This is a genomic window from Streptomyces rishiriensis (assembly GCF_030815485.1).
GTDB classification, from domain to species: Bacteria; Actinomycetota; Actinomycetes; order Streptomycetales; family Streptomycetaceae; genus Streptomyces; species Streptomyces rishiriensis_A.
In genome coordinates, this window is the sequence record NZ_JAUSWV010000002.1 from 888,248 (window position 1) to 908,770 (window position 20,523).

Annotated in this window: 16 protein-coding genes; 5 read left to right on the forward strand and 11 right to left on the reverse strand. The window is 72.1% G+C overall.

The window, feature by feature from the left end; translation table 11 throughout:
• The first annotated feature begins 317 nt into the window (after positions 1–317).
• The gene (locus QF030_RS06360) at positions 318–1,706 is read left to right on the forward strand and encodes a PP2C family protein-serine/threonine phosphatase (protein WP_307161658.1); all 1,389 of its coding nucleotides are present in this window, start codon (positions 318–320) and stop codon (positions 1,704–1,706) included.
• Between the two features lie 24 nt (positions 1,707–1,730).
• Here QF030_RS06360 and QF030_RS06365 read toward each other — a convergent pair whose 3' ends face one another.
• Positions 1,731–3,242, reverse strand: coding sequence for a DNA-binding protein NsdB (locus QF030_RS06365; protein WP_307161659.1), 1,512 nt, complete (start codon positions 3,240–3,242; stop codon positions 1,731–1,733).
• Between the two features lie 232 nt (positions 3,243–3,474).
• Here QF030_RS06365 and QF030_RS06370 point away from each other — a divergent pair, with 232 nt between their 5' ends.
• The gene (locus QF030_RS06370; RefSeq protein WP_307161660.1) at positions 3,475–4,614 is read left to right on the forward strand and encodes an aminoglycoside phosphotransferase family protein; all 1,140 of its coding nucleotides are present in this window, start codon (positions 3,475–3,477) and stop codon (positions 4,612–4,614) included.
• Positions 4,615–4,856: 242 nt separating this feature from the next.
• Entirely contained in the window at positions 4,857–6,776 is a 1,920-nt protein-coding gene (locus QF030_RS06375) for an N-acetylmuramoyl-L-alanine amidase (protein WP_307161661.1), read from the forward strand.
• Positions 6,777–6,783: 7 nt separating this feature from the next.
• Here the strand turns inward: QF030_RS06375 and QF030_RS06380 are convergent, their stop codons facing one another.
• The 6 genes from QF030_RS06380 to QF030_RS06405 all read right to left on the reverse strand — a co-directional run bounded on the left by QF030_RS06380 (position 6,784) and on the right by QF030_RS06405 (position 11,892).
• Entirely contained in the window at positions 6,784–7,281 is a 498-nt protein-coding gene (locus QF030_RS06380; protein WP_020126127.1) for a hypothetical protein, read from the reverse strand.
• Between the two features lie 176 nt (positions 7,282–7,457).
• The gene (locus QF030_RS06385; RefSeq protein WP_020126126.1) at positions 7,458–7,700 is read right to left on the reverse strand and encodes a DUF397 domain-containing protein; all 243 of its coding nucleotides are present in this window, start codon (positions 7,698–7,700) and stop codon (positions 7,458–7,460) included.
• Between the two features lie 83 nt (positions 7,701–7,783).
• Positions 7,784–8,950 carry a thiolase domain-containing protein gene (locus tag QF030_RS06390; RefSeq protein ID WP_307161662.1) on the reverse strand — a complete coding sequence of 389 codons (1,167 nt, stop codon included), beginning with the start codon at positions 8,948–8,950 and terminating at the stop codon, positions 7,784–7,786.
• Positions 8,947–9,996, reverse strand: a complete 1,050-nt coding sequence (locus tag QF030_RS06395; protein WP_307161663.1) for a thiolase domain-containing protein — start codon at positions 9,994–9,996, stop codon at positions 8,947–8,949. The genes QF030_RS06390 and QF030_RS06395 overlap by 4 nt, the downstream gene beginning before the upstream one ends.
• The gene (locus QF030_RS06400; protein WP_307161664.1) at positions 9,993–10,934 is read right to left on the reverse strand and encodes a Zn-ribbon domain-containing OB-fold protein; all 942 of its coding nucleotides are present in this window, start codon (positions 10,932–10,934) and stop codon (positions 9,993–9,995) included. Before QF030_RS06400 ends, QF030_RS06395 begins: the two co-directional genes overlap by 4 nt.
• Positions 10,935–11,091: 157 nt before the next feature.
• On the reverse strand, positions 11,092–11,892 hold the full coding sequence (locus tag QF030_RS06405; RefSeq protein ID WP_307161665.1) for a crotonase/enoyl-CoA hydratase family protein: 801 nt from the start codon (positions 11,890–11,892) through the stop codon (positions 11,092–11,094).
• A gap of 173 nt (positions 11,893–12,065) precedes the next feature.
• Between QF030_RS06405 and QF030_RS06410 the strand changes: the two genes are divergently transcribed.
• The gene (locus tag QF030_RS06410) at positions 12,066–13,670 is read left to right on the forward strand and encodes an acyl-CoA synthetase (RefSeq protein WP_307161666.1); all 1,605 of its coding nucleotides are present in this window, start codon (positions 12,066–12,068) and stop codon (positions 13,668–13,670) included.
• Positions 13,671–13,857: 187 nt separating this feature from the next.
• On the opposite strand, the gene QF030_RS06415 is transcribed toward QF030_RS06410, so the two are convergent.
• Positions 13,858–14,727, reverse strand: coding sequence for an alpha/beta fold hydrolase (locus tag QF030_RS06415; RefSeq protein WP_307161667.1), 870 nt, complete (start codon positions 14,725–14,727; stop codon positions 13,858–13,860).
• A gap of 198 nt (positions 14,728–14,925) precedes the next feature.
• Here QF030_RS06415 and paaK point away from each other — a divergent pair, with 198 nt between their 5' ends.
• Positions 14,926–16,221 (forward strand): phenylacetate--CoA ligase PaaK, encoded by a 1,296-nt coding sequence (gene paaK, locus QF030_RS06420; protein WP_307161668.1) that lies wholly within the window; start codon positions 14,926–14,928, stop codon positions 16,219–16,221.
• Here the strand turns inward: paaK and QF030_RS06425 are convergent.
• The 3 genes from QF030_RS06425 to QF030_RS06435 all read right to left on the reverse strand — a co-directional run bounded on the left by QF030_RS06425 (position 16,216) and on the right by QF030_RS06435 (position 20,495).
• Entirely contained in the window at positions 16,216–17,712 is a 1,497-nt protein-coding gene (locus QF030_RS06425; protein ID WP_307161669.1) for an acyl-CoA synthetase, read from the reverse strand. The genes paaK and QF030_RS06425 overlap by 6 nt on opposite strands.
• Positions 17,713–17,835: 123 nt before the next feature.
• Entirely contained in the window at positions 17,836–19,389 is a 1,554-nt protein-coding gene (locus QF030_RS06430) for an acyl-CoA synthetase (protein WP_307161670.1), read from the reverse strand.
• Positions 19,386–20,495, reverse strand: coding sequence for an NAD(P)H-dependent flavin oxidoreductase (locus QF030_RS06435; RefSeq protein WP_307161671.1), 1,110 nt, complete (start codon positions 20,493–20,495; stop codon positions 19,386–19,388). Before QF030_RS06435 ends, QF030_RS06430 begins: the two co-directional genes overlap by 4 nt.
• Between the last annotated feature and the right edge of the window lie 28 nt (positions 20,496–20,523).

Here is a 20,523-nt window from a genome sequence, read left to right on the forward strand (position 1 = left end):
ACGCGAAAACGCTGTCCAATTCATGTGACCTGCGTCACATCGACCACTGCCTGGAACATCAGGCTGCCGAACAGGTGACCGATGGTCCCCTCGGCCCCCTCAGGAGTCCCTCAAGTCACGTACGCCACCTACGACTTGACCTCCATCCGACCCTCTCCGAGCATCTCCCGCCACCCCGCCCCGAAGACAGTGGCATATGCCAGAAGCACCACCGAATCGTGTGTTGCCAAATCCCTTACACGCCGTCGCGGGCTGTGCAACAGTCGTAACGGCCCTTGGGCCAGCCTTCGCCGTACCGTCCCGCATCGGAGTGCGTCATGCCCCCCCACGTCTCTGCGGACCGCTCAGCCGCCCAGCCGCCGGGGCGCGGCCCGGTCGACGCGCTGATCACGCAGACACGGCGGCTCAAGGGCGACATGGACGCCGTACGGCAGGACGCCCGCGGCGACGCGGCGGACCCGCAGGGCCGCTGGCAGCGCGCGCTCTACGACCTGGCGCTGCATCAACTCGACGACCTCGACACGCATCTGGCCCAGCTGCGGGACGGCCCGCCGCCCGTGCCGCCCGCCGAGCCCGCACCGGCCGCGCCCCGGCGCGAGTCGCTGCTCAGCCGGGTCGGCAGCGCGGAGTGGAATCTGCTGACGGACGAGGCGGTCTGGTCCGAGGAGCTCTACGGGATCCTCGGCCGCGACCCCGCCGCTCCCGCGCTCACCCTCGACGAACTGCCCGCGCTCGTCCACGACGAGGACCGGGCGCAGCTGACGGCGATGGTCACCGACTGTCTCGTCGACGCCCGGCCCATCGACGGCGAGTTCCGCGTCGTACGCCCGGACGGCGAACACCGCACCGTGCACATGATGGGCGAGCCCGTGCTCGACGCCGAGGGCGGCACCACCTCGATGTGGGCCGTCCTGCGGGACGTCAGCGAACTGCGCCGCAGCCAGCGGGCGGTGCGCGAGAGCCGTGACTCGCTCCAGCGGCAGCGGTACCGCGCCCAGACCGAACACCGGCTGGCGGTGGAGCTCCAGGAGGCCGTGCTCCCTCCGTGGCGCGGCTCACCGCGCCTGCCGCACCAGGGCCCCCGCTCCCTCGACCTCGCCGCCCACTACCTGCCCGCCGCGACGACCTCACAGATCGGCGGCGACTGGTACGACGCGCTCGAACTCTCCGACGGGCACACGCTGCTCAGCGTCGGCGACCTCACCGGCCACGGTCCCACCGTCACGTCGACCACGGCGATGCTGCTGGGCGCCCTGCGCGGGATGGCCATGGCGGGCACCCGGCCGGCCCAACTGATGTCCTGGCTCGACCAGTTGCTGGACACCACGGTCCAACCGGCCCTGGGCAGCGCGGTCTGCTGCCGCTACCGGCCGGACACCCGCACCCTGATGTGGGCGCAGGCAGGACACCCCGCCCCGTTGCTGTTCCGCGACGGGACGGGACGCCGGCTGGACGCACCGCAGGGTGTGCTCCTCGGAGCCACCGCGCGCGCCGTCTACGGGCAGGCCGAGGAGACCCTCGAAAAGGGCGACCTGCTCCTGCTGCACACCGACGGACTGGCGCCCGCCGACCGCCTCCTCGGCCTGGCCCCTCGTCTGGGCGGGGCGCGCACCGCACAGGAGTGTGTGCGGATGGTCGTGGAGGAGTGCGGCGAGAGCGAACGCGCCGATGACGCCTGCGTGCTCGTCGCCCGGGTCACCCGGTGAGCGGACCCGACCGACGGGGCCCGCTCACACCTGAGCGCCGTTGCCCCCCTTGCTTGCCCTGCTGCCCTTCTGCTTCGGCAGCGCCAGCACGATCTCCTCACGCAGTTCGCTGATCCTCGGGTAGTTGGCGTACTGCGCGGTGAGCCGGTACATCTGGCTCAGCCGGTCCCAGGTACGCCTGGAGGAGTTCGACCCCATCGCCATCAGGGCCAGCCGGGCGAACCGGTCCGCCTGCTCGGGGTCGTCGGCGATGAAGCAGGCGGACGCCATGGACAGATGGTCGAAGATCTTCGACCGTTCCCGCCCGTCGACGCGCAGCGCCAGCGCCTTCTCCGCGTAGTACTGGGCGTGCGTGGCCGCCTGCGGCTCGAACTCGGCCAGCGTGCGGTAGGCCAGCGCCTGCATGCCGTACAGATCCTCGTCCTTGAAGGTCTGCATCCAGGACGGCGGGGTGACATCGCCCTTGTCGGAGACGAAGAGGTCCTCCGCCCGGCCGAGGGTGCGGCGCATGGCCTGGCCCTTGCCCATCGACGCCTGCGCCCAGGCCTCGATGGTGTGGAACATCGCCCGGGTGCGCGGCAGTACGTTGTCGCCGGAACCGGACTGGGCGAGGTTCATCAGGTCGAGGGCCTCGTCGGGCCGCCCGAGATGGACCATCTGACGGGCCGCCCGGGAGAGCGCCTCACCGGCCCGCGGCCGGTCACCGCCCTCTCGTGCGGCATGGGCGGCGATGACGAAGTACTTCTGGGCCGTGGGCTCCAGACCGACGTCGTGCGACATCCAGCCCGCGAGAACGGCGAGGTTTGCCGCGACACCCCAGAGGCGTCGCTGGAGATGGGCGGGATGGCGGTAGGCGAGGATGCCGCCCACTTCGTTGAGCTGTCCCACGACGGCCTTGCGCTGCAGACCGCCTCCGCGGGCCGCGTCCCAGGCCCGGAACACCTCGACCGAGCACTCGAGTTCGTCCACCTCCTCCGTTCCGATGGGGGCGGCCTCGTAGCGGTCGGACCCGGCGGGGTCGGCATGGTGCAGGAGGGGATGGTCGAGGACAGGAGCGTCGGAGGAGAGGGTGGGGTCGGTGTGCAGCCACTCGTACATGGCACTGCTGAGAGCTGATCCCGCGGCGAGCGCGGCACCCGCGCCCACCAAGCCGCGTCGGTTGAGCATGAGGTCCATTCCCGTGAATTCGGTGAGGACCGCAGCAGTCCGTTCGGGCGCCCACGGCACATCGTCGGGATGTTCCACACTCCCGCCGCCGGGCCGTTTCCCTGTACGCCCGTGCCGGACCAGACCGAGGTCCTCCATGGTCACGACACGGCCGAGACGCTCGGTGAACAGGGCCGCCAGCACCCGCGGCACCGGATCGCGCGGGATCTCTCCCATGTCGATCCACCGCCGCACCCGCGAGGTGTCGGTCGACAGCTGGGGGTGGCCCATGGCCGCCGCCTGCCGGTTGACCAGCCTCGCGAGTTCGCCCTTGGACCAGCCGGCCAGGCCGAACAGGTCCGAGAGGCGGGTGTTGGGTTGTCCGCTCACGTCAAGCCCCCAGGTTCTCGGCTGAGTTGACAGTAGCCCGGTGAAAGTTGCCGGGCGACTATTCGCCAGGGTTCGCCAGGGTTCGCCAGATGGTGTGCCACTGGGCAATGGGTGTCAGGTAGGAAAGCGCCACCCCGACCCGGTCGCCGAGGGACATTCCCCAGGGTGCACCCGAAAGGACCGGTCGGGGCAGCGCTCTGACGTCCGGCACACGAAGGGATCTGTTTCTCCCATGTACGCAGCATCGTCCTCCGTGTCCGCCCCGCCCCGGTCGCTGCACACCCGCCCGGGCGGCGGCGGCCCCTACCTCGACCCCGCCGCGCGGTCGGCGGCTCCCGCGCTCGGCGCCGGGACGGCCCGGCGTCCCGCGGGGCTCGGCACGCAACCGCTCAGCGGGAGACTCGACCTGTCCGGCCCCCAGGGCGCCCAGCTGCGCACCGCGATCGCGTCCGTGCACCGGATCTGCCCGGAGTTCGCCCCGGTGCAGGTCCTGCGCCGCAGCGGACGCTCGGTGCTGCTGGTGGGTACGACGGGCCGCAGCACGGCGGTCGCCAAGTGTTTACTCGACCACTCCCCCGTATGGGCCGAGCAGATCCGGCACGAAATAGCCGCGTACCGCACGTTCGTCCGGCACCGCCCTCCGGTGCGGGCGCCGAGACTGATCGCGGCGGACCCGGACAACTGCACACTGGTGATCGAGCGGATGCCGGGCCGGGCGGCCGCACTCCAGCGGCACCCCACCGAGGCCCCTCCGCGGGCTGACGTCCGGGCGGCACTCGGCGCGATCTGCCGGCTCAACGCCTGGCGGCCTCCGGCGGGGACGTTCGACGCCCCCCTCGACTACGCCGCACGTATCGCCCGCTATCACGAGCTGGGTCTGCTCACCGACCGGGACATGGGCGACCTCCAGAAGCTGCTGCACGGCATCGCGGCCACCGCGGGCCGGCAGGGCATGGGCCAGTTCTGCCACGGCGACGCCCTCCTGTCGAACATCCTTCTCTCACCGGCCGGTCCAGTGCTGGTGGACTGGGAGCACGCGGGTTGGTATCTGCCGGGCTACGACCTGGCGACGCTGTGGTCGGCGCTGGGCGACGCGCCGGTGGCGCGCCGTCAGATCAGTCAGATCGCCCAGTCGGCGGGCCCGGCCTCACGTGACGCCTTCCTGGTGAACCTGATGCTGGTCCTGACCCGCGAGATCCGTACCTACGAGACGGCCGTGCAGCGTTCGATGCACGACGGCGGCCCGACGGCCCCGGGGGCCCAACCGGGCGGCGCGCCGTCCGGCGAGGAACAGCGCCTGCTGCTGCGACGGCTGCACGACGACTGCCAGCTGGCCCGTCGGGCCGTACGTGCGGCGGTCGGCACCCGCTGAGGGACGGGGAGCCGCGGGTTGCGCCTGAACGGCGGCGCGCCGCGGACCCCGGGGTGCGTCAGCGGTGTCTTGACGAGGGAAGCCTCCTGTCTGTGGGCATGATTGACGGGTTGTCGGCAAGCCGGTGACAGATGGCTCATGTCCGGCCCCGCACGCCCGCCCGCCCGTCCCAGGAGGCCGCATTGCGAAAACCCGTCACTCACCCCGGACCTGGCAGACACACCCGAAGAGCCGCAGGCGCCATGGCGTCGGCGGCTCTGCTGCTCCCGCTGCTCGGCGCGGCCTCCCCGGCCGAGGCCACGGATCCCTCGGCCGTCCCGGCGTCCGGAGCGGCCGGCCTCCAGCGGGCCTTCGTCGTCGCGGCCGCCGAGTACCACGTGCCGCGGAACCTGTTGCTGGGCGTCTCCTACCTGCAGTCCCGCTGGGACACGCACACCGGAGCGCCGAGCGTGACCGGCGGCTACGGACCGATGCACCTCACGGACGCCCGTACGGCGCTCGCCGCGGCCCCGCGCGACGGGCGGGGCACCCAGGACGCCCGTGGCGACTCCGCCCGCCCGGCCCGGGTCCCGCAGACGCGGCTCCCGGCCGGTGACGAGCTCCCGGCCCGGCTGCGCACCCTGCCGAGGGCGGCGCAGCTGACAGGACTGAGCGCCGAGCGGCTGCGCACGGACCCCGCGGCCAACATCGCGGGCGGCGCGGCGCTCCTCGCCGCCGCGCAGCGGAGCCTGGGCGAGCCGCTGAGCGCCGATCCGGCGGACTGGTACGGCGCGGTGGCGCGCTTCTCGGGCGCGGACGACAGCGCGACGGCCGCCACCTACGCCGACGACGTCTACGACGTGCTCCGCACCGGAGCGGAGCGCGTCACGGACGCCGGCGGGCCCGTCGTCCTGGCCGCCGTGCCGGGCCTGGCCCCGCGGACCGCCCAGCTGCGGGAGACCGGCCTGCGCACGGCCTCCAAGGCCGGCACGGAGTGCCCGACCACGGTGTCCTGCGAGTGGATCCCGGCGCCTTACGAACAGTTCGGCGACAACGACTACGGCAACCACGACCTCGGCGACCGGCCGGCCGCGCCGGGCATCAGGTACATCGTCGTGCACGACACCGAAGGCGGCTGGGAGGGGGTGCTGAACATGGTCCAGGACCCCACCTATGTGTCCTGGAACTACACCCTGCGCTCCACCGACGGTCATGTCGCCCAGCATGTGAAGGCCAAGGACGTGGCCTGGCACGCGGGCAACTGGTACATCAACGCCAAGTCGATCGGCCTGGAGCACGAGGGCTTCCTCGCCCAGCCGGACTCCTGGTACACGGAGGCGATGTACCGGTCCTCGGCGCGCCTGGTGAAGTACCTGGCCGCGCGGTACGGCATCCCGCTGGACCGGCAGCACATCCTGGGCCACGACAACGTGCCCGGGCCTACCACCGCGACCGTCTCCGGGATGCACACCGACCCGGGCCCCTACTGGGACTGGCGGCACTACTTCGAACTGCTGGACCGGCCCTTCGCGGCGACGGCCCGCAGGAGCGGTGGCCTGGTGACGATCCGGCCGGACTACCTCGCCAACCGGCCGGTGTACACGGACTGCGCCACCAAGGGCGAACCGTGTGCGGCGCACGGTTCCGGCGCGGTGCGGCTGTACTCCGACCACGACGAGAAGTCGGCCCTGATCAGGGACATCGGCCAGGGGTCGGCCCCCACCACCGGTGTGAACGACACCTCCTCGCGGGTGTCCACCGGCCAGCAGTACGCGGTCGCCGACCAGTGGGGTGAGTGGACGGCGATCTGGTACCTGGGTCAGAAGGCGTGGTTCCGGAACCCGAAGGACTCGCCGACGGCGGTGCCCTCGGCCGGCCGGGTGATCACCCCGAAGGACGGCCGGGACGGCGTTCCGGTCTACGGCCGCGCCTACCCGGAGGCGTCGGCCTACCCGTCGGGCGTCCCGGCCCAGGCGGTCTCACCGCTGCCGTACACCCTGCCGAAGGGCCAGAAGTACGTGGTCGGCGACCAGGTGCCGGGTGAGTACTACTACGCGGTCACCTTCGCCACCGGTTCGCACCGGGTCGTGACCGGCGAGGACCAGTACTACGAGATCCAGTACGGGCACCGGGTGGCGTTCGTGCGGGCAGCGGACGTGAAACTGACGTCGTCGACGTCGTAGCCGCGCCTCAGCCCTGCTGGAACAGCTCCGCCGGGAGCGGTTTCAGCAGGGCGTACAGGTCGTCGGTGATGGGGCGGTCCCAGGCGGCGATGGTCACCAGGACGTTGTCGCTGCGGTCGAACTGCACGCAGGAGATCCGGCCCTCGGAGAGCTTGAGGCGGCGCACGATCAGCAGGTTGTCACCCTGCATCACCGGCATGTCCTCGGTGCCGACGACGGTCACCTCCTCGTCGTTCTCCAGGGCGAGCAGCAGCTGGGCGACCTCGAAGGGGACCTCGTCCTCCTCCACCTCGCGGGCCGGGGAGCCCTCGGGCAGATTGCCGATGATCATCGCGGGGCCGCGGCCGCCGAAGAGGTCGTAGCGCAGGAAGACACCCTGACAGCTGCCGTCGGGGGCGGGCAGCAGCCCGGCGCCCAGGTTGCCGGGCCAGTCGCCCGGATCCATGGCCAGGACGTCGAAGTCGGGCCCGGCGGGAGTGGCGCTGCGGCGGCGGAGGAACGACATGCGGCCATGGTACGTGGACAGCGCCGTTCGGCGACCGCCGGGAGGGACGCGGGTCCGTCGTCCCGGGGCGCCGTCGCGCTCCGGGTGATGGCGGCCGGCGCGTGCACCGCCCGGTCGCCGCCCGGTCCCCCCGTCCGGGCAAGGTCACGCTGCCGGCCGTCCGGCCGACACCGGTCTCAGGTCAGGTCGAACTCCCCCTCCCGCGCCCCCGACACGAACGCGCCCCACTCGGCGGGCGTGAAGATCAGGGAAGGGCTCTGCGGGCTGCCGCTGTTGCGCATCGCGATGAATCCCTCGACGAAGGCGATCTGGACATCCCCCCGCCCCCGGCTGCTGGACTGCCACTCGGCGTTGCTGAGGTCCAGCTCCGGCTTGTCCCAGCCCGTGAGCGGCTGCTGCTGGATGGTGCTCTCGGCCACGTCCGTGCTCCTCCCGGTTCGTCGTCCGCGGGTCAGCCTAGCGATCGGTCCCGAACGCCGACAGAGCACGTGAGGGGGACCTTTCAGGACTGCGGCGGCCGCGCTCCCACCAGCCACATGGAGAAGAACTGCGAGCCACCGCCGTAGGCGTGCCCGAGGACCTTCCCGGCCCGCTCCACCTGGTGTTCCCCGGCCTGGCCGCGGACCTGGAGCGCCGCCTCCGCGAAGCGGATCATCCCGGAGGCGCCGATGGGATTGGTGGACAGCACGCCGCCCGACATGTTGACGGGCAGGTCGCCGTCGAGCTCGGTCACCCCGGCCTCGGTCAGCTTCCAGCCCTCGCCCTCGTCGGCGAAGCCGAGGTTCTCCAGCCACATGGGCTCGTACCAGGAGAACGGCACGTACAGCTCGACGGCGTCGATGTCCCGGCGCGGGTCGGTGACACCGGCCTGCCGGTAGACGTCGGCGGCGCAGTCCTGGCCGGCCCGCGGCGACACGGCGTCCTTGCCGGCGAACAGGGTCGGCTCGCTGCGCATCGCGCCGCCGAGCATCCAGGCGGGCGGCCGGGGCGCGCGGGCGGCTCCGGCCCGGTCGGTGAGGATCATCGCGCAGGCGCCGTCGGACGAGGGGCAGGTCTCCGAGTAGCGGATCGGGTCCCAGAGCATGGGCGAGGCCTGGACCTTCTCCAGCGTGATGTCGTGCTCGTGGAGGTGGGCGTAGGGGTTCTTCAGCGCGTTGCGCCGGTCCTTGTACGCGACCAGCGAGCCGACGGTGTCGGGGGCGCCGCTGCGCCGCATGTACGCCCGCACGTGCGGCGCGAAGAATCCGCCCGCTCCGGCGAGCAGCGGCTGCTGGAAGGGGATCGGCAGCGACAGTCCCCACATGGCGTTGGACTCGGACTGTTTCTCGAAGGCGAGGGTCAGCACGGTGCCGTGGACGCGGGCCGCGACGAGCTGGGCGGCGACGAGGGCGGTGGACCCGCCGACGGACCCCGCCGTGTGCACCCGCAGCATCGGCTTGCCGACCGCGCCGAGCGCGTCGGCGAGGTAGAGCTCGGGCATCATGACGCCCTCGAAGAAGTCGGGGGCCTTGCCGATGACGACGGCGTCGATGTCGGCCCAGGTCAGCTCGGCGTCCTCGAGAGCGCGTCGGGCGGCCTCGCGGACGAGCCCGGCGATCGAGACGTCCCTGCGGGCGGCGACGTGCTTGGTCTGGCCGATCCCGACGACGGCCACGGGCTCCTTGCTCATCGCGGTTCTCCTTCGAGTACGGCGACCAGGTTCTGCTGCAGACACGGGCCGGAGGTGGCATGGGCGAGGGCGCGGTCGGACTCGCCCCGGTGGATGCGGGCGGCGGCCTCGCCGACGCGGACGAGGCCGGCGGCCATCATCGGGTTGGCGGCGAGGGCGCCGCCGGACAGGTTCACCCGCACGCTGTCGTCGAGCCGCAGCGCCTTGCGCAGGACGACCTCCTGCGCACTGAACGGGGCGTGCAGTTCGGCGGTGTCGACGGGCCGTTCGAAGGCGCCGGCGCGTTCGGCGGCCAGCCGGGTGGAGGGCGAGTCGGTCAGGTCGCGCACGCCGAGCGTGTGGGCCTCGATCCGGTGGTCGATGCCGCGGATCCAGGCGGGTCGCGAGCACAGCTCGCGGGCCCGCTCCCCGGCCGCGAGGATCACGGCGGCGGCGCCGTCCCCGACGGGCGGGCAGTCGCCGGTGCGCAGCGGTCGTACGACGTAGTCCCCTTGGGGCACGGAACCACGGAGCTGTGCGTGGGAGTTGAGGGTCGCGACCCGGCGGCTGCGGGCCCCGATGGCGGCGAGGGCACTCTCGTCGGTGTCGCCCGCGTCGATCAGTGCCTGCGCCTGGAGGGCGGCGAGGGCGACGGAGTCCGGCCACAGCGGGGCGACGTAGTACGGGTCGAGCTGACGGGTGAGCACGTCGCGCAGGGAGCCGCCGGAGGACTTGCCGTAGGAGTAGACGAGCGCGGTGTCGGCGTCGCCGGTGAGCAGCTTGGTCCACGCCTCGTACAGCGCCCAGGCGCCGTCCATCTCGACATGGGACTCCGCGATGGGCGGCCAGGCGCCGACGCCGTCGAGGGCGAGGGTGAAGGAGAAGGCCCGGCCGGCGAGGTAGTCGCTGGACCCGGAGCAGGTGAAGCCGATGTCGGCGGTCTTCAGGCCGGTCCGGTCCAGGACGCTGTGCAGGACCGGCATGAGCATCTCGACCTCGGAGAGTTCGTCGGTGGTGCGCAGGACGTCGGTCTGCGCGAAGGCCACCACCGCGATGTCCCGGGTCACAGCAGCTCCTTGTAGGCGTCGTAGTCGGCGTCGGGTTCGCCGGTCGGCCGGTAGTGGTCGGGGTAGCGGGCGCCGTCCGTCCAGACGGGTTCGACGCGCAGGCCCATGCGCACCTGGTCGTAGGGGATGCCGCCGATGCGGGCGTGCAGCGCGAGGTCGGCGCCGTCGAGGGCGATGTGGGCGTAGACGTAGGGCACTTCGATGTCGAGGTTCCTGGCCTTGATGTTGACGATGCAGAAGGTGGTGACGGTCCCGCGCGGTCCGACCTCGACCTGCTCGGCGGTCGGGACACCGCAGGTGGGGCAGGCCCCGCGCGGTGGCACGTACACCTTGCGGCAGGACGGGCAGCGCTCGCCGACGGTCCTGCGGTCGGCGAGGGAGTTGATGTAGGCGGTCTGGGCGCGGCCGGGCGAGTAGGTGTAGTCGAGCCGGGCGGTGGCGACGATTCCGCCGACCGGATCCGCGAACTCGTCCGTGCTGCCCGTGAGTCGGGCCGGTCCGCCGTCGTACGGCTCGAAGCAGGCGATGTCGGTGATGGCGCCGGTGCGCTCCTCGGCCCAGCGGATCCGGACGCGCAGTCCGGTGTGGACGGCGTCGGGGCCGGGGGCGTCGAGGGCGTGCAGCAGGGCGGTGTCGGCGCCGTCGAGGCGGACCAGGACCCAGGCGAAGGGGGTGGTGAGGGGCTGTCCGCGGCGGGGGGCGTGGTTCCAGGCCCAGGTGGTGACCGTTCCGGTGGGGGCGACCTCGACCAGGTCGCGGAGGTCGTCGGCGGTGACCGGGTCGTACTCGACGGGCGGGACGAGGGTGCGGCCGTCGGTGGTCGTCACCCCCAGCACGACCCGTTCGCGCAGACCGGTGAGAAAGGCGCTCTGGACGGGCCCGAGGGACCGGGTGAACGGAAACTCGACGACGAGCGGTGCTTTGAGGATTTCGGGCATCAGGGCTGCCTCCTTGGGCATCCGGCGTGCTGGGGCCGGGCCGAGCGACATCGATGGGGCGGGGCCCCGTAAGGGGCGGGGGGAAACTGGGCGACCGGCTCGCGGCGGGCCCGCAGCCGGCCAACGGCGCCTCCCCGTCCGCTCGACCCGCGGAGCGTCACGCACGCTTGTAGAGCGGCGCCCGTTTCTCGGCGAAGGCGCGGGCGCCTTCCTTGGCGTCGTCCGTGTCGAACACCGGCCAGCCGCGCGCGAGTTCGGCGGCCAGCCCGTCGGCCTCGGTCAGCTCGGCGGCCTCGTACACGGACGCCTTCACGGCCTCCACGGCGAGCGGCCCGCAGGCGTTCACGCGTTCGGCGATCTCCAGGGCCCTCTCCAGGGCCGTACCGTCGGGGACGACATGCCCGATCAGCCCGATGGCGGCGGCCTCGCGGGCGGTGTAGGACCGGCCGGTGAGCAGCATCTCCAGGGCATGGGTGCGGGGTATCTGGCGGGGCAGCCGGACCGTCGAGCCGCCGATCGGGAAGAGGCCGCGTTTCACCTCGAAGAGGCCGAAGGTGGCGGACTCGCCCGCGACGCGGATGTCGGTGCCCTGGAGCATCTCGGTGCCGCCCGCCACGCAGTACCCCTCGACGGCGGCGAGCACCGGTTTGCGGGGGCGGTGGTGGCGCAGCATCGCCTTCCAGTGCAGGTCGGGGTCGGCCTTGAGCCGGTCGCGGTGCCGCTCGCCCGCCATGCCCCGGCCGGCCAGGGCCTTGAGGTCCATGCCGGCGCAGAAGGAGCCGCCCGCGCCGGTGAGGACGACCGAGCGGACCGAGTCGTCCGCGTCGGCCTCGAGCCAGCCGTCGTACAGGCCGACGAGCATGGCGATCGAGAGCGCGTTCCTGGCCTCCGGTCTGTTGAGCGTGAGCACGAGTGTGGCGCCTTCGCGGCGCACGGTGAGGTGTTCGGTGCCGCCCATGGCAGGTCTCCCCTCGGAAAGAACGAGAACAGGTTGCAGGAGGCGTGATGGCAGTTCAAGGGTTTTCTGACAGACGGTCAGATTTATTGGCACCGGCCCTTCCCACTTGCCGCCCCCTTTGCTCAGATGACCGACGAACCGTCGGAGAACCAGGCCCCCGGTCAGGAGGAGCGGTGGAGTACAACCTTGCCGACCTGTTCGAGTCGGTCGTCGACGTGGCGGCGGACCGTGAGGCGCTCGTGTACGTCGACCATCCCGGCACGGGCGCGGAACGCCGTCTGACGTACGCGGAACTGGACGCGGCGGCCAACCGCATCGGCCACCACCTCCTCGACAGCGGCATCCGTCCCGGCGAGCATCTCGGCCTGCATCTGTACAACGGCGTCGAGTACCTCCAGACGGTGCTGGGGTGCCTCAAGGCGCGGATCGTGCCGGTCAACGTCAACTACCGTTATGTAGAGGAGGAGCTGGTCTATCTCTACCGGGACGCGGATCTGGTGGCCCTCGTCTTCGACGCGGAGTTCACGGACCGGGTGGCGGCGGCGCTGCCGCAGACCCCGGCGCTGCGGCATCTGGTCCGGGTGGGGCCGCCGGGCGAGGGCGTCATCTCCTTCGCGGACGCCGAGGCGAGCGGCTCTCCCGGGCGCGGGTTCCCGGACCGCTCGGGAGACGACCAGTTCATCATCTACACCGGCGGCACGACCGGCCTGCCCAAGGGGGTGATGTGGCGTCAGGAGGACCTCTTCTTCTCGGGGCTGGGCGGCGGCTCACCCACCGGCGAACCGGTGAAGAAGCCCGAGGAGATCGCCGAGCGGGTCGCGGCCGGCGGCGCCGGGATCACCTTCTTCCCCACCCCGCCGCTGATGCACGGCACCTCCACCCTCACCGCCTTCATCGGCTTCAACTTCGGCCAGCGTGTCCTGATCCACCGCAAGTTCGTGCCCGAGGAAGTCCTGAGGACGATCGAGAGGGAGAAGGTCACCAGCATCTCCCTGGTGGGCGACGCGATGCTGCGGCCGTTGATCGACGCACTCGGGGGCCCGCTGAGGGGCACGGACTGCTCGTCGGTGTTCAGCGTGTCCTCGTCCGGCGCCATCATGTCGGACACGGTCCGTCGGCAGTTCCGGGAGCTGATGCCGAACGCGATGCTGCTGAACAACTTCGGCTCCTCGGAATCGGGGTTCAACGGCACGGCGACGGAGGACTCGGGACCCGAGCGCGGCTTCCGGGTACGCGTCAACTCCCGTACGAGAGTGGTCGATCCGGCCACCCATGAGCCGGTCGCCGCGGGCGAGGTCGGGCGGGTCGCCCAGCGCGGTCACGTGCCGCTCGGCTACTACAACGACCCGGCGAAGACGGCCGAGACCTTCTTCCGCAAGGACGGCGAACGCTGGGTGCTGCTCGGCGACATGGCGACCGTCGACGAGCAGGGCGTGGTCGTGGTCCTCGGGCGCGGCTCGCAGTGCATCAACACGGGGGGCGAGAAGGTGTACCCCGAGGAGGTCGAGCAGGCCCTCAAGGCTCATCCGGACGTGTACGACGCCCTGGTGGCCGGGGTGCCGGACCCGACGTGGGGCAACCATGTGGCGGCGGTCGTGCAGGTGCGCGACGGCGCGGCGCAGCCCTCGCTGGAGGACATCCAGCGTCACTGCCGCTCCCGGCTCGCCGGCTACAAGATCCCGCGTCAGCTGGTGGTCACGGAATCCATCCGCCGCTCACCGAGCGGCAAGGCGGACTACCGGTGGGCGCGGGAGGTGGCGGTCGCCGAGGACCGGTGACCCGGCCGGGCATCGGCCCCAAAACGTCAGAGCGCATGCGCCGACGGCCAAGACGCCGGCGCCGGCGACGCCGGTGGCGCCCGTCGGCCGCTCAGCCAGCCCGGACCCGGCGTCGAAGGCGATGCCTCGGTGCGGGGTGCCGTAGGTGAAGAGCGGGTCCGGGTTCGCCGGTGGAGGCACCCTCGGTTCAGGCGGGCGGCACCGAACCGGCGACGGGTGTGCCGTCGAGGAAGGCGCCGGTGCGTCCGGCGAACCACTCCGGGTCGTCCAGCCACGGGTAGTGGCCGGCACCGGGCTGTACGGCGAACTCGGCGTTCGGGCAGGCGTCGGCGAGGAGCCGGGCGAGCTCGGGCCGGGGGCCGCCGTCCACCTCGCCGGCGAGCACCAGCACCGGGGCCGCGAGCTCGGCGAGGGCGGCCCGCAGGGCGGGTGGATCGACGGCCTCCGGGTCCAGGAACAGGTTCTCCGCCGCGGAGTTGGTCTGCTCGTCCGCGGCGGCGTCGTGGGCGCGGGCGGCGTCGTCCCACCGGCCGTAGAAGAAGGCGCCGACGACCTCCCAGTCGGGGTCGCCCCCGCCCGTGAGCCACGCCTCGAACACCGGATACGCCGCCCTGAACCAGGATTCGTCCCGGCGCAGCCGAGCCGCCGTCAGCCGGTCCTCGGCCGTGGCCGGCCGGTCAAGGGCCCACGGGGTGGCGGTGATCAGCGCGAGCCGCGACACCCGGTGCGGGTACCGGGCCGCGTACAGCAGCGCGAGGCTGCCGCCCGCGGAATGGGCGAGCACATCGATCCGCTCGAGCCCGAGACGGCCGCGCAGCGCCTCGACGTCGTCGACCTGCCGGTCGCAGCGGTACGTCGCCGGGTCCGCCGGGACGGCGGAGTCGCCGGTGCCGCGCAGGTCGAGGAGGATCAGCCGGCGCCGGGCGGCGAGACCGCCGAGGTCGCCGAGGTAGGCGGAGGCGCGCAGGGGGCCGCCGGGCAGGACGACGAGCGGCTCGCCCTCGCCCCGTACGTGGTAGGCGAGCTCGGTCCCGTCCGGGGCGGTGAAGGTGGGCATGCCCCGATCCTCGACGCGCGCGGCAGCGGTCCGCAACGGAGTTCCCCGGGGCGAAAGTCACGGCCGCCCCCTTGCCCGCGGCCGGCCGGCCTGGATTACTGATCCCGAGAGGAACGACCGAATGATCGGTCGTCCGTATTGACATGGTTCGATGATCGGGTCGGCATGGCTCGGCGAGCGTGACGAGGGAGAATCTCCATGACGGGTGCGAGCGATCCGCTGGACGAGGGCGAGCTCCTCGACGAGAGCGCTCTGCGCGCACTGCAACGGGAGCGGCTGCGGGCCTCGCTGCGCCACGCGTACGCCCGCGTGCCCTTCTACCGCGAGTCCTTCGACAAGGCGGGCGTCCACCCCGACGACTGCCGCGACCTCGGCGATCTCTCGCGCTTCCCCTTCACCACCAAGGCCGACCTGCGCGAGCACTACCCGTACGGGATGTTCGCCGTCCCCCGCGACCGGGTCCGCCGCATCCACGCCTCCAGCGGCACCACCGGCCGCCCCACGATCGTCGGCTACACGGAGGCCGACCTGTCCCTGTGGGCGGACCTGGTGGCCCGTTCGCTCCGCGCCGCGGGCGCCCGACCCGGTGACACGGTCCATGTGGCCTACGGCTACGGCCTGTTCACCGGTGGTCTCGGCGCCCACTACGGCGCCGAACGCCTCGGCTGTACCGTGATCCCCGCGTCCGGCGGCATGACGTCCCGTCAGGTGCGGCTGATCCAGGACCTCGAGCCCCGGATCATCATGGTGACCCCCTCCTACATGCTCACGCTGCTCGACGAGTTCGAACGACAGGGTGTCGACCCGCGCTCCACCTCGCTGCGTGTGGGGGTGTTCGGCGCGGAGCCCTGGACGGAACAGATGCGCCAAGAGATCGAGGACCGGTTCGCGATCGACGCCGTCGACATCTACGGACTCTCGGAGGTGATGGGCCCGGGGGTCGCGCAGGAGTGCGTGGAGACGAAGGACGGCCTGCACATCTGGGAGGACCACTTCTATCCGGAGATCGTCGACCCGATCACCGGCGAGGTCCTCCCGGAGGGCGAGGAGGGCGAACTGGTCCTCACGTCGCTCACCAAGGAGGCGATGCCGGTCGTCCGCTACCGCACCCGCGACCTGACCCGGTTGCTGCCGGGCACGGCACGCGTCTTCCGGCGGATGCGGAAGGTGACCGGGCGCAGCGACGACATGGTCATCCTGCGCGGGGTGAACCTCTTTCCCACCCAGATCGAGGAGATCGTGCTGCGCACCCCCGGCGTGGCGCCCCACTTCCAGCTGCGGCTGACGCGCGAGGGCCGTCTCGACGCCCTCACGGTCCGGGCGGAGGCACGCCCCGACGCGACCCCCGAGGACCGTGACACGGCCGCGCGCAGCATCGCGGCGGCCGTGAAGGACGGGATCGGCGTGTCGGTGGCCGTCGAGATCGTCGATCCGGAGTCGCTGGAGCGGTCGGTGGGCAAGATCAGGCGGATCGCTGACCTGCGGGAGTCATGAGGCGAACCGTTCGCGCAGCTCCCGCTTGAGGATCTTGCCGCTGGCGTTGCGCGGCAGCTCCTCGACGAACAGCACCCGCTTCGGCGCCTTGAAGTGGGGGAGGTTCTCGCGGGCGTGGGCGATGAGTTCCTCCTCGGTGACCTCGCCGCGCGGGACGACCACGGCCGTGATCGCCTCGATCCACGTCGCGTCGGGCAGGCCGATCACGGCGGCCTCGGCGACGGCGTCGTGGGTGTAGAGCGCGTCCTCGACCTGGCGGGAGGCGACCAGTACGCCACCGGAGTTGATGACGTCCTTCACCCGGTCGACGATCGTGAAGTAGCCGTGGGCGTCGCGCACGGCGAGGTCGCCCGAGTGGAACCAGCCGTCGCGGAAGGCGGCGGCGGTCTCCTCGGGCTTGTCCCAGTAGCCCTCGCACAGCTGGGGGGAGCGGTAGACGATCTCGCCTGCCGTGCCGTCGGGGACGTCCTTGCCGTTCTCGTCGACGACACGGGCGTCCACGAAGAGGACCTGGCGCCCGCAGGAGTCCATCCGGCCCTTGTGCTCGTCGGGGGCGAGGACGGTGGCGAGCGGACCGATCTCGCTCTGCCCGAAGCAGTTGTAGAAACCCAGCCCGGGCAGGCGTTCACGCAGCCGCTCCAGCACGGGCACCGGCATGATCGACGCCCCGTAGTACGCCTTGCGCAGCCCGCTCAGGTCACGCGTCGCGAAGTCGGGGCGGTTGGCCAGGCCGATCCACACGGTCGGCGGGGCGAACAGGCTGTCGACGCGGTCCGCCTCGATCAGGTCGAGGAGACGGTCGCCGTCGGGGGCGTCCAGCACGATGTTCGTGGCGCCGACCGCGAGGTACGGCAGCAGGAACACGTGCAGCTGCGCCGAGTGGTACAGCGGCAGCGAGTGCGCGGGGCGGTCGCCGGCGCTCAGGTCGAGAGCGGTGATCGCGCTCAGGTACTCGTGCACCAGGGCACGGTGGGTCATCATCGCGCCCTTGGGCAGCGCCGTCGTGCCCGAGGTGTAGAGCAGTTGCACCAGGTCCTCGGAGCGGGGCTCGGGACCGTCGTACGCGGGGGTCGCGGGCAGCCGGACGAGGAGCGATCCGTCCGCGTCCCGCAGCGCCAGTCGCCGGGTCCCGGCGGGGAGCCGTCCGGCCAGGTCCGGGTCGGTGAGGACCAGTGCGCTGCCCGACTGGCGGACGATGTACGCCAGGTCCTCGCCGGTCAGGTTCTGGTTGACGGGGACGTGCACCAGTCCCGCGCGGGCGCAGGCGAGGAACGCGATGAGGTAGGCGTCGGAGTTGTGGCCGTAGGCGCCGACCCGGTCGCCGGGGGCGAGACCTTCGCCGAGCAGGACACTCGCCGCGCGCGAGACGGCCTCGTCGAGTTCCTCGTAGGTCCAGGTGCGGTCGCGGTACTCCACCGCGACGCGGGCCGGAGTGCGGCGGGCGCTGCGCCGCAGCACCCCGTCGACCGTGCTGCCATGTCCGGGCGTCATGACTCATGATCCTCGGGGGGCGGCCGGGGCGGGTCAAGTCGTCGGCGGCCCCGGGTGCCGGTCGCCCCGCCGGGCCGGCGGCCCGGGCGCGGAAGGGGCGCCCACGCGCCTCCCGGCCCCCGCTCACACCGGGCGCGTCCGCCCCTCCCAGTACGGCTCCCGCAACCGCCGCTTGTAGAGCTTGCCGTTGGGGTCGCGGGGCATCTCGGTGATGAAGTCGATGCTTCTGGGGCGCTTGTAGCCGGCCAGCCGTTCGGCGCAGTGGTCGAGGAGGGCGGCGGCGAGCTCGGGCCCGGGTACGCGGCCGGGGGCCGGTTCGACCACGGCCTTCACCTCCTCCCCCCAGTCGTCGTGCGGGATGCCGAAGGCGGCGGCGTCGGCGACGGCGGGGTGGGCGAGCAGCGCGGACTCGATCTCGGCGGGGTAGATGTTGACGCCGCCCGAGATGATCAGGTCGATCTTGCGGTCGCGCAGGAAGAGGTAGCCGTCCTCGTCCAGCACACCGAGGTCGCCGACGGTGAAGAAGTCACCGATGCGGTTCTTCCTCGTCTTGTCGTCGTCCTTGTGGTAGGCGAAACCACCGGTCGTCATCCTCATGTAGACCGTGCCGAGTTCGCCGGGCGGCAGCCGGTTGCCGTCGTCGTCGAAGACCGCCAGTTCGCTGATGGGCCAGGCCTTGCCGACCGTGCCGGGCTTCTTCAGCCAGTCCTCGGCCGTGGCGAAGGCGCCGCCGCCCTCGCTGGCCGCGTAGTACTCCTCCACGCAGGTGCCCCACCAGTCGATCATCGCCCGCTTCACATGGTCGGGGCAGGGCGCGGCACCGTGGATGGCGTGCCGCATCGACGACACGTCGTGGCGTGCCCGGACGTCCGGCGGGAGGGCCAGCAGCCGGTGGAACTGGGTCGGGACCATATGGGTGTGGGTGCACCGGTGGGTGTCGATGAGCCGGAGCATCTCCTCCGGCGTCCACTTGTCCATCAGGACCAGCGGGTGGCCGATGTGCAGGGACGCGCCCGCGAACTGGAGCACCGCCGTGTGGTAGAGCGGCGAGCAGACCAGGTGCACGTTGTCGTCGAAGGGCCGGACGCCGAAGATGCCGAGGAATCCGCCGAGGTACGCCTCTTCGGGCAGCTTGCCGGGCAGCGGGCGCCGGATGCCACGCGGGCGGCCCGTGGTGCCCGACGTGTAGTTCATGACCCAGCCGAGCGTGCGGTCGGCGGGCGGCGACTCCGGTTGTCCGTCGAGGAGTTCGGCGTACGGCCGGAAGCCCTCGACCTCGCCGACGGCGTACCGGTGGGTGGCGGGCAGACCGGCCTCGTCGGCGGCCCGGCGCGCCTGGTCGGCGAACCGCTCGTGGGCGAGGAGGACCTTGGCGCCGGAGTCGGACACGATCCAGGCGATCTCCGGACCCACCAGGTGGTGGTTGACCGGGACGAGGTAGAAGCCGGCCTGGGTGGCGGCGAGATGGGCCGTGAAGAACTCCGCCGAGTTGGGCAGCACGACGGCGAAGGCGTCACCGCGCTCCAGACCGGCGGCGCGCAGACCGTGCACGAGCCGGTTGGCGGCGGCGTGCAGGCGTCCGGCGCTCCACCGCGTTCCGTCCGGCGCGATCAGGACCGTGCGGTCGGGGTCGTGGGCCGCCTGGGCCCAGAAGCCCGCGGGGGGTGTGCTGGTCATGTGCCGCTCCTTCCGGCGATGCGGTTGACGCGGTCCACGGCCCGCTCGAAGCCGCGGGTGAGGTCGTCGAAGACGGCCTGGACGCTGCGGACGTCGTTCATCCGGCCGACGATCTGGCCGACGGGCGTGCCGAGCAGGGGGTCGATCTCGTACTTCTGGATGCGCGAGACGGCCTCGGCGACGAGCAGGCCCTGGAGCGGCATGGGGAGGGTGCCGGGCCCGTCGGCGGCGTCCCAGGCGTCGGTCCATTCCGTACGCAGCTGTCGGGCGGGTTTCCCGGTGAGGGCGCGGGAGCGGACCGTGTCGCCGGAGCCGGCCCCGAGGAGTTTGCGGGTGAGGGCGGTCGAGTGCAGATCGGCCTCGGCGGTGGTCAGCCAGACCGACCCGAGCCACACGCCCTGGGCGCCCAGTGCGAGGGCGGCGGCGACCTGCTGTCCGCTGCCTATGCCGCCGGCGGCGAGGACCGGCAGCGGGTCGACGGCCTCGACCACCTCGGGGGTGAGCACCATGGAGGCGATCTCGCCGGTGTGGCCGCCCGCCTCGTAGCCCTGGGCGACGACGATGTCGATGCCGCCCTCCTGGTGCTTGCGGGCGTGCCGGGCGCTCCCGGCGAGGGCGGCGACGAGCACGCCCTGTTCGTGGGCGCGGGCGACGACGTCGGCGGGCGGGGAGCCGAGGGCGTTGGCCAGCAGCCGGATCGGGTAGTCGAAGGCGACGTCGAGCTGGCCGCGGGCGACCTGTTCCATCCAGCCGGTGATCCGCCATCCGGACGCCTCGCCCTCGGCCAGCTCGGGCACCCCGTACTTGGCGAGGGTGTCCCGCACGAACTGCCGGTGCGGTTCCGGGATCATCGCTTCGACGTCCGCCTCCGTGACGCCTTCGACCTTCTTCGCCGGCATGACGACGTCGAGGCCGTACGGCATGCCGTCGACATGCGCCTCGAGCCAGTCGAGGTCGCGCTTGAGGTCGTCGGGCGCGGTGTAGCGGACCGCGCCGAGCACGCCGAAGCCGCCGGCGCGGCTGATGGCCGCGGCGACGGCGGGGAACGGCGTGAAGCCGAAGACGGCGTGCTCGACTCCCAGTTGCTTGCTCAGCTCCGTCTGCATGGGCGCAGGATGCCGCAGCCCGTGCGAC